The sequence below is a fragment of the Aeromicrobium ginsengisoli genome, from assembly GCF_004134905.2.
GTDB classification, from domain to species: Bacteria; Actinomycetota; Actinomycetes; order Propionibacteriales; family Nocardioidaceae; genus Aeromicrobium; species Aeromicrobium ginsengisoli.
Genome location: NZ_SDPQ02000001.1, coordinates 383,241 through 396,596 on the forward strand (window position 1 = coordinate 383,241; position 13,356 = coordinate 396,596).

Annotated in this window: 9 protein-coding genes; 3 read left to right on the plus strand and 6 right to left on the minus strand. The window is 71.0% G+C overall.

From position 1 onward, the window contains the following. Positions 1–8 precede the first annotated feature (8 nt). Genes ESP70_RS02030 through ESP70_RS02055 form a run of 6 tightly spaced genes read right to left on the minus strand, consistent with a single transcriptional unit; the run spans position 9 to position 9,132 of the window. Positions 9–668: a TetR/AcrR family transcriptional regulator gene (locus tag ESP70_RS02030; protein WP_149687704.1), complete on the minus strand. Its 660-nt coding sequence runs from the start codon at positions 666–668 to the stop codon at positions 9–11. After that, positions 665–2,347: an allophanate hydrolase gene (locus ESP70_RS02035; protein ID WP_149687705.1), complete on the minus strand. Its 1,683-nt coding sequence runs from the start codon at positions 2,345–2,347 to the stop codon at positions 665–667. The genes ESP70_RS02030 and ESP70_RS02035 overlap by 4 nt, the downstream gene beginning before the upstream one ends. After that, positions 2,344–5,997, minus strand: a complete 3,654-nt coding sequence (gene uca / locus ESP70_RS02040) for an urea carboxylase (RefSeq protein WP_149687706.1) — start codon at positions 5,995–5,997, stop codon at positions 2,344–2,346. Before uca ends, ESP70_RS02035 begins: the two co-directional genes overlap by 4 nt. After that, on the minus strand, positions 5,994–6,713 hold the full coding sequence (locus ESP70_RS02045) for an urea amidolyase associated protein UAAP2 (RefSeq protein ID WP_149687707.1): 720 nt from the start codon (positions 6,711–6,713) through the stop codon (positions 5,994–5,996). Before ESP70_RS02045 ends, uca begins: the two co-directional genes overlap by 4 nt. Next, positions 6,710–7,549, minus strand: coding sequence for an urea amidolyase associated protein UAAP1 (locus tag ESP70_RS02050; RefSeq protein ID WP_149687708.1), 840 nt, complete (start codon positions 7,547–7,549; stop codon positions 6,710–6,712). Before ESP70_RS02050 ends, ESP70_RS02045 begins: the two co-directional genes overlap by 4 nt. Beyond that, positions 7,549–9,132, minus strand: a complete 1,584-nt coding sequence (locus ESP70_RS02055; RefSeq protein ID WP_149687709.1) for an APC family permease — start codon at positions 9,130–9,132, stop codon at positions 7,549–7,551. Before ESP70_RS02055 ends, ESP70_RS02050 begins: the two co-directional genes overlap by 1 nt. Before the next feature lie 182 nt (positions 9,133–9,314). On the opposite strand from ESP70_RS02055, the gene xylB reads away from it, so the two are divergent. From xylB to ESP70_RS02070, 3 genes are read left to right on the plus strand one after another with little or no spacing between them, the layout of a single operon-like run. Further along, positions 9,315–10,724, plus strand: a complete 1,410-nt coding sequence (xylB, locus tag ESP70_RS02060) for a xylulokinase (RefSeq protein WP_149687710.1) — start codon at positions 9,315–9,317, stop codon at positions 10,722–10,724. Between the two features lie 7 nt (positions 10,725–10,731). Then, positions 10,732–11,892, plus strand: coding sequence for a xylose isomerase (gene xylA / locus ESP70_RS02065; RefSeq protein WP_056213567.1), 1,161 nt, complete (start codon positions 10,732–10,734; stop codon positions 11,890–11,892). Positions 11,893–11,894: 2 nt separating this feature from the next. Beyond that, positions 11,895–13,082, plus strand: coding sequence for an ROK family transcriptional regulator (locus ESP70_RS02070; protein WP_149687711.1), 1,188 nt, complete (start codon positions 11,895–11,897; stop codon positions 13,080–13,082). The last annotated feature ends 274 nt before the right edge of the window (positions 13,083–13,356 follow it).

Below are 13,356 nucleotides of genomic sequence, written 5' to 3' on the forward strand. Positions count from 1 at the left end.
GCGGCGCGTCAGTCCGCCAGCGCCGCCAACAAGCGCTCACCGGCGCTGACGCCCCTGGTCACCTCGTCCTCGGGCAGCCCGAGCAGTCGCAGGCATGCCGTGGCGATCGCGGGCGCCGTCGACGCGTCCGGCTCGCCGTCGCGGCGCAGCGTGATGACCATCTCGACGAGCTGCATGCAGCACGCCCCGATGAACTGCGGATCATCGACCAGGCCCTCGACCAGGCGCTTGTAGGCCGAAGCCAGCTCGTCGCGATGCGCACGGAACGTGTCGAAGCGCGGCTGCTGCACCTCGTGCGACAGATAGAGGACGCCGACGTTGTGCGGTGTCGCCATCAGGGTCTCGACATCGATCAGCGCGAGGGCGTAGAGCGCGGCCGGTCGATCCGGCTCCGCGAGGAGCGGTGTGACGTACGCGAGGCTGGGTCGCACCGAGATCTCGAGCAGCTCCAGAAGGATCTCGTCCTTGCCGGCGAAGTAGTAGTAGAGCGAGGCCTGACGAATGCCGACGCGTTCGGCGATCGCCCGCGTGGTCGTCCCCGCATAACCGTGCTCGGCGAACAGGGCAGCCGCCGCACCGAGGATCTGGTCCCTCGGCGCGAGGTCGGAGCTGCCCTGCGGCTTCGCGCGCGGCCGGCCGACCTTCTGCGTGCCCGAGTCGGTGCTCATGCACCGGATCCTGTCACGGCCGAGACGTACGCGCGCCAGCCACCGAGGTCACTGATGTCGCGGGCGCCATCCAGCGCGTACGGCTCACACAGGAATCCCGTGACCGAGGTGCCGTCGTCGAGGTCGACCGTCCCGATCGCCATCGGCGCAGGCAGCGCACCCACGAACCGGCCGAAGCCCGCAGCGGGGATGCGCCAGACCTCGCCCGGGACGCTGACGCCGCCGTCTGCGACACGTACGAGGCCGGGCTTGGGCGGCTGGGTGTCCAGGGCGTGGAGCCGGTACGTCGCCGCAGTCCGTACGTCCGCGACCAGCGTCCCGCCCGCCGACACCAGCTGGTGGTTGAGCGGCTGACCGCTGAGGTGCGCGCCGACGACGAGCAGGTCGACCGTCACGCCCGGCACCGAGGCGGCGATCTCGGCGAGCAACCGGTCGTCGAACGCCCGACCGGTGAGCATCACGCCGAACGGCAGTCCGTCGACGCTGCCGGCTGGCACGGCCAGCGACGACATGTCGAGCAGGTTGGCGAAGTTGGTGTAGCGGCCCATGCGGCTGTTGGCGCCCACCGGATCGGCCGCGACCTCCGCCAGCGTCGGATGCCACGTCGTCGTCGGCGTCAGCAACGCGGCGAACCCGTCGAGCAGCGCGTGGCCCTCGGCGCCGAGCTGGTCCAACTGCTCGAGGTCGTGGAAGTAGTCGACCGCCGTCGCGTCGGCGCCGCCCTGCACGATGGCCGCGACGGTCGGGTCGAGGTCGGTGCCGATGAGATCGGCGTGCTTCGTGATGTGATCGCCGACGGCCGCCGTGCGTTCGGCCACGAACGCTCCGCCGTACAGCAGCTCGGCGGCCCGCAGCAGCGGCGTGATGTCGACGGCCACCACCTCGGCGCCGGCGTCCACGAGCCGCTCGACGACGACACCGAATGCCTCAGCCCAGCCATCGGCCAGTCCCTCCAGGTTGTGCGGCGCAGGCACCGCGATCCGCAGTGGCGTCGCCGCGAGCCGACCTGGACGGTCGTCGCGTGCCCGGGTGTCGAACCCGTCGGGTCCGCTCAGCAGCTCGACCGTCATACGCGCCAGACCCAGCTCGCGGGCGAAGACCGTCACGCAGTCAAGGCTGCGGCACGCCGGTACGACCCCCGTGGTGGGGATGAGACCTTTGGTCGGCTTGACCCCGACGATGCCGTTGAGGGCAGCCGGAACGCGTCCGGAGCCGGCGGTGTCGGTCCCGAGCGCGATGTCGGCAACGCCGAGCGCCACCATGACCGCCGAGCCGGAGCTCGACCCGCCGGAGATGCGGCTCGGGTCCCAGGCGTTGCGGACCGCGCCGTACGGGCTGCGAGTGCCGACGAGCCCGGTCGCGAACTGGTCGAGGTTGGTCTTGCCCAGCACGACAGCACCCGCCGCTCGCAGCCGCGCCACAGCGGTGGAGTCGGCGTCCGGCAGGTAGGCGTACGACGCCGCGCCTGCGGTCGTCGGCATGCCCGCGACGTCGATGTTGTCCTTGACCGCCGCGGTGAGCCCGGCCAGCGGGAGCGACTCCCCCGCCGCGACCCGCGCATCGACGGCCGCGGCGTCGGCCAGCGCGTCGTCCAGCGGCCGCAGGTGAATCCACGCCTCGGGCCGGTCGATCGTCGAGATCCGCTCGTACGCCGCGGTGACCCGCTCGGTCGCTGTCATGCCTCCTCCTTGATCGCCATCAGTACCTGTCCGGGGGTGACCTGCTCGCCGGGCGCGACATAGATCTCGACGACCTCACCGTCGACCGGAGAGGTCATGGGGGTCTCCATCTTCATCGCCTCGAGCGCAACGACCCGGTCGCCTGCTCGCACCTCGGCGCCGAGCTCGACCGCGACCTGCCAGACGCTGGACACGAACGGCGCCAGCACCGGGGTGCTGCCCGGCGGGATGTCCACCGGGGCTCCAGCAACCGCAGCCGGTGGCTCCGGCTTGACGTCGAACTCTCCCGACGCGCGCCAGCGGTCCTTCTCGGCCTCGAACGCCTCGGCCTGCTGCGCCCGGAACTTGGCGATCGACTCCGCGTTGTCGGCGAGGAAGCGCTCGTGGTCGGCCAGCGCGAACAGGCCGTCCTCGGTGTCGACGGGTCCACGCCCGGCTGCGGTCTCGGCGCGCAGCTCGAGCAGCTCCTCGGCCGAGACCGGGTACCACTCGATGCGGTCGAAGAACCGCAACGCCCACGGCTGCTCGTCCGACAAACCGCCGCGGCGGAAGCTGTTCCACACCTGGGTCGTGCGCCCGACGAGCTGGTAGCCGCCGGGACCCTCCATGCCGTAGATGCACAGGTACGCCCCGCCGATCCCGACCGAGTTCTCCGCGGTCCACGTACGCGCCGGGTTGTACTTCGTCGTGACGAGGCGGTGCCGCGGGTCGAGCGGCGTGGCCACCGGCGCACCGAGATAGACGTCGCCGAGGCCCAGCACGAGGTAGCTCGCGCCGAAGACCGTGCTGTGCACGTCATCGACCGACTCCAGGCCGTTGATGCGACGGATGAACTCGATGTTCCACGGCGTCCAGGGCGCGTCGTCGCGTACGCCGGCCATGTAGCGCTCGGTCGCCAGCCGGGTCGCCGGGTCGTCCCACGACAGTGGCAGCCGGACCCGCCGCGACGGCACGACGAGCTCGTTGGTGGCCGGCAGGTCGTGCTCGATCTCCTGCATGAGACCGGCGAGCCTGGCGGCGCCGATCACCGTGGCGTCGGTGTGCACCTGCAGCGAGCGGATGCCGGGCGTGATGTCGAGGATGCCGGCCGGTGCCACCTCCTGCAGTCGGGTCATCAACGCATGGACCCGCATGCGCAGACCGAGGTCGAGCACCTGCGTGCCGTACTCGACGAGCAGGTTGTCGTCGCCGTCACGGCGATACGTCACGGCGGGTCGTCCGCCCGCGCCACCGGTCGGGTCGAGCCGGGCGATGACGCCGTCGTCACCGTCACCGCCACGCGTCGGCACGCTGGCCGCACCCCGGTGCGCGTCGAGCGCCGCGGCGTCAGCCTCACGCACCGGGACGAACCGCACGGTGTCGCCCGGGCGCAGCTGGCCGAGCTTCCACAGCTCACCGCTCGCGACGACCGCGGGGCACACGAAACCGCCGAGCGAGGGCCCGTCAGGTCCCAGGATGATCGGGGTGTCGCCGGTGAAGTCGAGGGCGCCGACCGCGTACGGCGTGTCGTGGATGTTGGACGGGTGCAGCCCCGCCTCGCCGCCGTCGCTGCGCGCCCACGTCGGCCGCGGACCCACGAGACGTACCCCCGTACGCGCGGAGTTGAAGTGCACCTCGTAGTCGGTCGCATACAGCGTGTCGATGTCGGCGCGGGTGAAGAACTCGGGCGCTGCGTGCGGGCCCTCCGTGACTCCGACCTGCCACGACGACGTCAGGTGCGGCCGGCGCTCCGGCGGAGTCGGGCCACCTATGCGGGTCAGCGTCTCCCCCTCGGCGAACGCCGGGTGATCAGCCTCCGCGTCCTGCGATCCAGGGCGCAACACGTCACCGGGTACGAGCGCCCGACCACCATGGCCGCCGAAGCCGCCGAGCGTGAACGTCGAGGCACTGCCGAGGTATGTCGGCACGTCGATGCCACCGCGCACGGCTACCGCCAGCCTGAGGCCGGGCCCCCGTGCCGTGCCGATCGCGAGCACGGAGCCGGCGCCGACGTCGATGGGCTCCCACATCGGTGCCGCCTCGCCATCGATCGTGACCTCGGCCGGCGCGCCGGTCACGCACACCACCGCCGGGTAGGAGAACCGCAGGCTGGGGCCGGTCGCGGTGACCTCGAGCCCCGGAGCACCCTCGGGGTTGCCGACGGCGAGGTTGGCCTCGCGCAACGAGACCGGATCCATCGGTCCCGACGGCGGCACCCCGACCTGCCAGTGGCCGACGCGGCCGGGTAGGTCCTGCACCGTGGTCATGGCGCCCGCTTCGAGCACATCGATCCGCGGGTCCGGGTCCTCCGTCGTCGACAGCGTCGAGGTGGAGTGCGTCGCGCTGCGGAGCGCGTCGCCGACCGTGAGGTCACGCAGCAGCCCGAGGTTGGTGACGACCCCGTCGATCCGGCTGGTGGCGAGGCCCTCGCCGAGGAGGTCGAGTGCCGCGTCTCTTGACGGTGCCAGGGCGATGACCTTGGCCAGCATCGGGTCGTAGAACGGCGAGACCTCGAGACCGGTCTCGATCCAGCTGTCGACGCGTACGTCCGGCAGTGCGGGAGCATCCTGACCGGGGAACACCGCGCGGGTCACGAGCCCGCTCGACGGTGCGCTGTCCTTCGCGGGGTCCTCGGCATACACGCGAGCCTCCACCGCGACACCGTCCGCCGACCACGTGCGGTCGAAGACCTCGGCACCGAGATGCTCAGCACCGTCGCGCGCCAGCCGGAGCATCAGCTCGACGAGGTCGACGCCGTAGACCATCTCGGTCACCGGGTGCTCGACCTGGAGCCGGGTGTTGACCTCGAGGAACGCCGCCTCCTCGCGCACCGGGTCGTAGACGAACTCGACGGTGCCGGCGGAGCGATAGTCGACCGACGCAGCCAGCGAAGCGGCCGCCTCGTGCATCGCCGTGCGTACGTGGTGGGGCAACGCGGGTGCTGGTGCCTCCTCGATGACCTTCTGGTTGCGGCGCTGCAGCGAGCAGTCCCGGTCGCCGATCACGGCGATCCGGCCGTCGCCGTCGCCGAACACCTGCACCTCGACGTGCCGCGCGGGGCGTACGAGGCGCTCGAGGAACACGCCGGACGAGCCGAACGACGCCTCGGCCTGACGGACCACCCGTTCGTACGCCGATCGCACCTCCTCGACCGTGGCGCAGGCCTGCATCCCGATGCCGCCTCCGCCACCGGTCGCCTTGAGCATCACCGGCAGGCCGACCCGCTGTGCCTCGCGTACGGCGTCCTCCGCCGAGTCGAGCAGCCCGGTGCCGACGAGCATCGGCACGCCGGCCTTCTCGGCCAGCTCGCGCGCCGTGTGCTTGCTGCCGAACCACTCGATCTGGCGCGGCGTCGGCCCGACGAACGCCATGCCGGCGTCCTCCACGGCCCGCGCGAAGTCGGCGCTCTCGGACAGGAAGCCGTAGCCGGGATGGATCGCGCCGGCGCCCGTACGCGCTGCCGCCTCGAGGACGGCCTCGATCCGGAGGTACGAGTCCCGCGCCGGGGCCGGCCCGAGCAGCACCGCCTCGTCCGCCTCACGCACGTGCGGCGCGGCGCGGTCGGCCTCGGAGAAGACCGCGACCGTGCGCAGGCCGAGGTCCTTCGCCGAGCGCACGATGCGGCGGGCGATCTCCCCGCGGTTGGCGATCAGCAGGGTGTCGAAGCTCATCGGACGGTGTCCTCGTTCCGGGTCACGATCATGCGCAACGGGGTGGGGTTGAACTCGTTGCACGGGTTGTTCATCTGCGGGCAGTTGGAGACGATCACGAGCACGTCCATGTCGGCGCGGATCGCGACTCGGCGGCCCGGTGCCGACAGTCCGTCGACGATCCCGAGGGCACCGTCGGCCTCGACCGGGACGTTCATGAACCAGTTGAGGTTGGACACCAGGTCGCGCGACGTCAGCCCGTGCCGGCTCGCCTCGGCGAGGAAGTTCTCTCGGCACCCGTGCTGATATGCCGTGTGGTGGCCGTAGCGGAGGGTGTTGGACTCCTTGCTGCAGGCGCCGCCGATCGTGTCCTGTCGGTCGATCTCGTTGCCGACGACGGTCATGAGCGGACGACCGAGCCCGGACCTGAGCACCGTGCCCTCCCGGACGTACGCATTGCCCTGCCACGTGAGGGTGTCGGGCACGCTGTAGCGCTCTGAGGTGTCGTGCGCGTTGAACATCAGACAGTCGGCGGACTGGTTGCCCCCGACGTCAACGATCGTCAGCACGTCGCCGGCGCGGACGACTGCGGACCACGGCGCGTTGGGCGCCACGCGCTCGTCGAGCACGATGTCGCCGGGCACCAGCGCCTCGCTCCAGTCCAGCAGCGAGCCCGGCGCATACTGCGCGCCGACCGGCACGGTGGTGCGGATCGTTTCGACGGTGTCGGTGCTCACAGGCCCCTCGCCTCCAGGTAGTCGGTCGTGTTCAGATAGGCGCGCTCCCGCTCGGGCGACGCGCTGTAGTGCTCGTCGGCCGGGCCGCTGGGATCGCCGCGCCAGGCGTGCACGCGCAACGGCCCGACGACGTAGTCCGTACGCGGGTCGAGCGGGTGCGGGACGTTGGCGACCAGCACGATGAGCGGCATCTCGGCGACCAGGTCGACGTACGTGCCCGGCCCTGCGGAGCCCTGCCACGCCAGCGCGCCGTCATCCTCGACGCGTACGCCTTGGAAGAACGACACCGACGGCGGCAGGTCGCGCGGGGTGAGCCCGTGCTTGACCCCGGCGAGGGTCAACAACGCCCGGCCCGACGGGCTCGGGCCTTGCGGAGCGGCGTCGCCGTACTTGACGACGTTCCACTCGTCCGACGACGTGCCGCAGAACGCGTCGTGGTGCGCGGACGTGTCCGCGACGACGGTCGCCAGCACCCGACCCTCGCCCGACAGCAACGGGTGGCCGGCGCCGAGATAGGCCTGCCACGGGATCTTCTGCGTGTCCGCGACGTTGAGCCGCTCCCACGGCTCGAGCGCGTTGAACACCAGCACGTGCGCGCACGCGTCACCGGTGACGTCCTCGAGCCGCAGCCGGGTGCCTCGCGCCACGACCTTGTGGGTGTAGCCTCCCGGCGCCACCGTCTCGGCCCAGACGAGCGCCGACGGGTCGACGCCTTCCGGCGCGAACGGTGAGCTGGCGGCCGGCAGGTAGGGCATCCAGTCCGAGACGTTCGACCCCTGGGCCCGGGCGTCGGCCCGGGCCGCGAGGACGCTGGCGGTGTCGCGTGCGCCGACCATCAGGCGATCGCCTCCGCGGTGGTGTCGGCCGTCGTGTGCAGCGTGGGCAGCTTGATCGCGCCGCCGTGACGGATGCGGGTGCGCCAATGGATCACGGCACCGACCACGAGCGTCAGGCCGATGAAGAGCAGGGCGCTCCACTGCAGCCACCAGCCGCGGCCCTCGAGGTCGTAGATCTCCTTGCGCGGCCAGGCCAGGTTGATGACCATGCCGATCTGGTACGCGATCGCGACGACGTTCACGAGGATGCCCCAACGACCGAGCGAGAACAGCGGGTTGCCGTCCTCGTCAACGCCGTCGGCCAAACCACGATTGCGGATCCGCGAGACCAGCAGCGGGACCGTGACGCCGAGGTAGGCGAGGTAGAGCATCGCGATGCACAGCGACGCCAGCGCGAGGAAGACCGCACTCTGGTTCCAATTGACCGCCAGGGCAATCGCCGCGCCTACGCCGACGACGACGGAGGTGGCGATCGGGGTGCCGGTGCGAGGCGAGACCTTGGCGAGGACCGACGAGAACGGCAGGGTGCGCTCCCGGGCCATCGAGAACATCATCCGCGAGCCGGCCGTCTGCACGGCGAGGGTGCACGCGAACACCGCGATCGCCACGGCGGCGAGCAGGAAGCGGCCGCCGACGTCACCGAGGCGCGCGGTCAGCACACCGGCAAGGCCGGACGTCGCGAGCGATCCGTCGGTCAGGCTGGGGGCGGCGAGCAGGCCGGCGAGCAGCAGCAGGAGTCCGCCGATGCCGGACACAACGAGCGCCCGGATGATCGTGCGCGGCGTGGTGCGACGAGGCGCGTGGGTCTCCTCCGACAGTTCACCAGCGGAGTCGAAGCCCACCATGACGTACGCGGCCATCAGTGACGAGGCCAGCCACAGCGGCAGGTAGTGCCCCGGAGCGGCGCCGGCGGTCGTGTTGACCGTGCCGAGCCCGCGCTCGGAGTGGAAGAACAGCGCCGTGACCAGAGCGATGACGCCGAGGATCTCGATCACGACCGCCGCCGAGGTGACGACGGCCATCAGGCGTACACCGATGACGTTGATCGCCGTGGTGAGCGCCAGGACGATCAGGCCGAGCACGACGGCGTTCTGCGCGCCGGTCGGGCTGACTGGCGACGAGTCGGCGCCGGAGCCACCCACGAGCTGGAAGCCGGTCCAGATCGCCGGCAGCACCGCCTGCATCGCAATCGCCGCGGTCGCCACCGTGAGGATCTGGCCGATGACCATGATCCAGCCGGTGAACCAGCCGAAGTCGGTGCCGGCGAGGCGGCTCGACCACTGGAAGATCGACCCGGAGATCGGATAGCGGGCGGCGAGCTCGGCGAAGCACAGGGCGACCAGCAGCTGGCCGGCGAACACGATCGGCCAGGTCCAGAAGAACGCCGCACCGCCGAGGCTGAAGCCGAGGCCGAACAGCTGGAAGACGGTCGTCAGGATCGAGACGAACGAGAAGCCCGCGGCGAACGAGGCGAAGCTGCCGACGCCGCGGCGAAGCTCTTGCGAATAGCCGAGGGCGCCGAGGTCGTGGACCTCAGAAGGTGGTGCCGACGGCGGGGATGAAGGCGGAGCGGTGAGTGTCATGGGGCGTCCTTTGAGCGGAGGGTGAGCCACTACCTGTCGCGCGACAGATATCCCGTCCAGTCTCGAACGGCAGCTGTTTCAAGCGTGTTGCGCGACCGTGAAGAGTTCGGTCCTCCGCCCTGCATTCCCGGGGTTCCACTCTGGGTCTTGACTTAATTCAAGAGTCGTACTAAACCTGACCCATGGCATCCGACCTCGTACTGGGCATCGACTCGTCCACCCAGTCGACCAAGGCGCTGCTCGTGGACGCCGCGACGGGCGAGGTCGTCGCGCAGCAGTCCGCCCCGCATCCCGACGGCACGTCGGTCGATCCGCGGGCGTGGCTCGAGGCGTTCGACCAGGCCACTTCTGGACTCCTCGATCGCGCCAGCGCGGTCGCCGTCGGCGGCCAGCAGCACGGCATGGTCGCCCTTGACGACGCCGATCAGCCGGTCCACGACGCGATCCTCTGGAACGACACCCGCTCCAGCGGCGAGGCCCGTGATCTCATCGACGAGCTCGGCGGGCCTGACGCCTGCGCAGAGACGATCGGCAGCGTGCTCGTCGCGTCCTTCACGTCGACCAAGCTGCGCTGGCTCCGCGATCACGAGCCGGACGCCGCAGCGCGTACGCGACGGGTGCTGCTCCCCCACGACTACGTCTCGCGGCACCTCACGGGCGGCGAGTCGTTCACGGACCGCGGCGACGCGTCCGGCACCGGCTACTTCTCCACCGGCAAGGACGACTGGCTGCCCGAGCTCGCCGAGTCGGCGATCGGCCATGCCGTCGAGCTCCCCCGCATCGTCGCCTCGTCCGAGGTCGCCGCCAAGACCTCGGGCGGCCTCATCGTCGGCGCCGGCACCGGTGACAACATGGCCGCCGCGCTCGCCCTCGACCTCGGACCCGGCGATGTCGTCGTGTCCATCGGTACGTCCGGTGTCGCCTCCGCGATCAGCGAGTCCCGCATCGCCGACGGCACCGGGTCGGTCACCGGATTCGCCGACGCCACCGGGCGCTTCCTGCCGATGGCCACGACGATGAACGCCGCCCGCATCCTCGACCTGCAGGCCCGCCTGCTCGGCGTCGACCACGACGAGCTCGGCCGCCTGGCCCTCGCCGCTCCCCCGGGCGCCAACGGGCTGACGATCGTGCCCTACTACGACGGCGAACGTACGCCCAACCTGCCCGACGCCAGTGGCACCTGGAACGGCCTGACCTCGTCGACCAGCCGCGAGGACCTCGCCCGTGCTGCCTTCGAGGCGCTGCTCTGCTCCCTCGCCGACGGCGTCGACCACCTCGTCGCCAAGACCGGCATCACGGTCGGCCGCATCCTCATGGTCGGCGGCGCCGCGGCCAACCCCGCCGTGCATGCCATCGCACCCGCGATCTTCGGCCGTCCCGTCACCGTGCCGGCGCCCGGCGAGTACGTCGCCCTCGGCGCCGCCCGCCAGGCCGCCTGGGCGCTCAGCGGCAGCGGCCAACCCCCGACCTGGAGCTCGGCCACCGCCGAGACCCACGACGCAGAACCCACCCCTCTCGTGCGTGAGGCCTACGCACAGCTGCGCGACCGCACCATCCCGTGGTCCACATCCACCACCCCGTCACAGAAGTAGGGCTTCCATGAGCATCCCGACCCCATCACCCTCCGACAAGTTCTCGTTCGGCTTGTGGACCGTGGCCTACCCCGGCCGCGACCCGTTCGGTGAGCCCACCCGCGAGCCGATGGACCCGATCTATGCGCTCGAGCAGCTCGCGAGCCTCGGCGCGTACGGCGTGAACTTCCACGACGACGACCTGATCCCGTTCGGCTCCGACGACGCCACCCGCGACCAGATCATCGAGCGCTGGAAGAAGGGCCTCGCCGACACCGGCCTGGTCGTCACCACCGCCACGACCAACCTGTTCACCCACCCGGTGTTCAAGGACGGCGGCTTCACGTCGAACGACCGCGACGTCCGCCGTTTCGCGATCCGTAAGGTCATGCGCAACATCGACCTCGCCGCCGAGCTCGGCGCCAAGGTGTATGTCTGCTGGGGCGGCCGTGAAGGTGCCGAGTCCGGCGCCGCGAAGGACATCCAGGCGGCGCTCGACCGCTACCGCGAGGCGTTCAACGTGCTCGGCGAGTTCGTGCACGACAAGGGCTACGACATCAAGTTCGCGATCGAGCCCAAGCCCAACGAGCCCCGCGGTGACATCATCCTGCCGACGATCGGCCACGCGCTGGCGTTCATCGAGACCCTCGACCGGCCCGAGAACGTCGGCGTCAACCCCGAGATCGGGCACGAGGAGATGGCCGGCCTCAACGCCGCTCACGGATACGCCCAGGCGATGTGGCAGGGCAAGTTGTTCCACATCGACCTCAACGGCCAGACCGGTCCCCGCTACGACCAGGATTTCCGCTTCGGTGTCGGAAACGTACGCGGCGCGTTCTGGATCGTCGACACGCTGCTCGCTGGTGGCTACGACGGACCCGTGCACTTCGACTTCAAGACGCCGCGCACCGAGGACGACAAGGGTGTCTGGGTCGCGGCCAAGGCATGCATGACGAACTACCTGATCCTGCGCGAGAAGGCTCAGGCGTTCCGCGCCGATCCTGACGTGCAAGAGGCGCTCGCCGCTGCCAAGCTCCCCGAGCTCTCGCAGCCGACACTGTCCGAAGGCGAGGGCTGGGCCGACCTGGAGGCCGCCCAGCTCGCCGACCCCGACGCGCTCGCTGTCCGCGGCGCCGGGTTCGAGCACCTCGACCAGCTGGCGCTCGAGCACCTCTACGGGGTGCGCTGAGGGTGAGCCTCACCGGGGTCCCGACAGGGACGGAGTACGTACGCCGGCAGAACACCGGCCTCGTGCTGCGCGCCCTGCGGGCCCACGGGCCGGCGACGCGTACCGAGCTGGCCCGGCGCACCGGGCTCGCCAAGGCGACCGTCGGCACGATCGTCGCCGAGCTCGAAGCGGCCCGCGCCGTGACCCAGGACGACGACTCGGTGTCGTCGGGTCGCGGCCGGCCCGGGCGGCCGGTGGCGCTGACGGGTGAGTCGATCCTCGGGCTCGGGCTCGAGGTCAACGTCGACTACGTCGCCGCCGTGGCCCTCGACCTCGGCGGCAACGTCCGTGTCGTCGAGACCCGTCCCGTCGCCACCGCAGGCACGCCGCCCAGCACCGAGGAGCTCATCGAGCTGGCGACCGACGTACGTACTGCGCTGATGGCCGACGGCCACACCGTCGTCGGCGCGACCGTTGCCGTGCCCGGCCTCGTCGCCCACGACAATCGCACCGTCTCGTGGGCACCCAACCTCGGCTGGGATGGCCGGCACCTCGCCGCCGAGCTCGAGGAGGCGTTCGGCGCCGACTGTCCCACCACGATCGACAACGACGCCAACTGCGCCGCCCTCGCCGAGGCCGCCCACGGCGTCACCACCGACGTCAGCCACTCCCTCTACATCACCGGAACCATCGGCATCGGCGCCGGAATCGTCCAGGACGGCCGGCTGGTGCGCGGCGGCGCCGGGTTCGCCGGCGAGGTCGGCCACATGCCGATCGGCAACCCGTCACGCGTGTGCGGCTGCGGCCGGATGGGCTGCTGGGAGGCCTCTGTCGGCCTGCGCGCCATGCTCAGCACGGTCGGCATCGATGAGGAGGACACTCCCCTGCAGACCGCCCTCGCCGTCGCCGACCTCGCCGCCCGCGACGCCTCGACCCGCGCAGCCCTCGCCACCCTCGGCCACGAGCTCGGCACCGGCCTCGCCACCCTCGCCGCCGTCCTCGACCCCGCCGCCATCGTCCTCGGCGGCTACTTCGTCCCCCTCGGCGCCTATGTCGTCCCCGCCGCCGGCCAGGTCCTCGCCGAGCGCCTCCCCTCGGCGTCGATCCACCTCCCCCAGATCCGCCTCAGCTCCCTGGGCATCCACGCCGCCGCCCTCGGCGCCGCAGAAGACGCCCTCGCCGACGTCTACGCCGGCACGCTGGCGCTTTAAGCGACGCAATCTGCCCGCGTCAAACCGCCCACTAAGACGCACGTGCATAGCGCCCGCTTAGACGCAGGTGCGTCTCCGATCCGACCATCCACGCATACGTCCACGGGGGCAGGCATGCGGATGCGGGCTAGCGCAACGATCGGTGAGAATCGTGTGAAACAGCGGGATCTTTCGGTGGCCGGATCTTCACTGAGGTCCCGACGGTGAGCGGTAGCTGCGCCCAGCGGAGGGCGCGTTTCGCTCATGGCTTGCTCGCGCAGCCGTGGGAAGATGG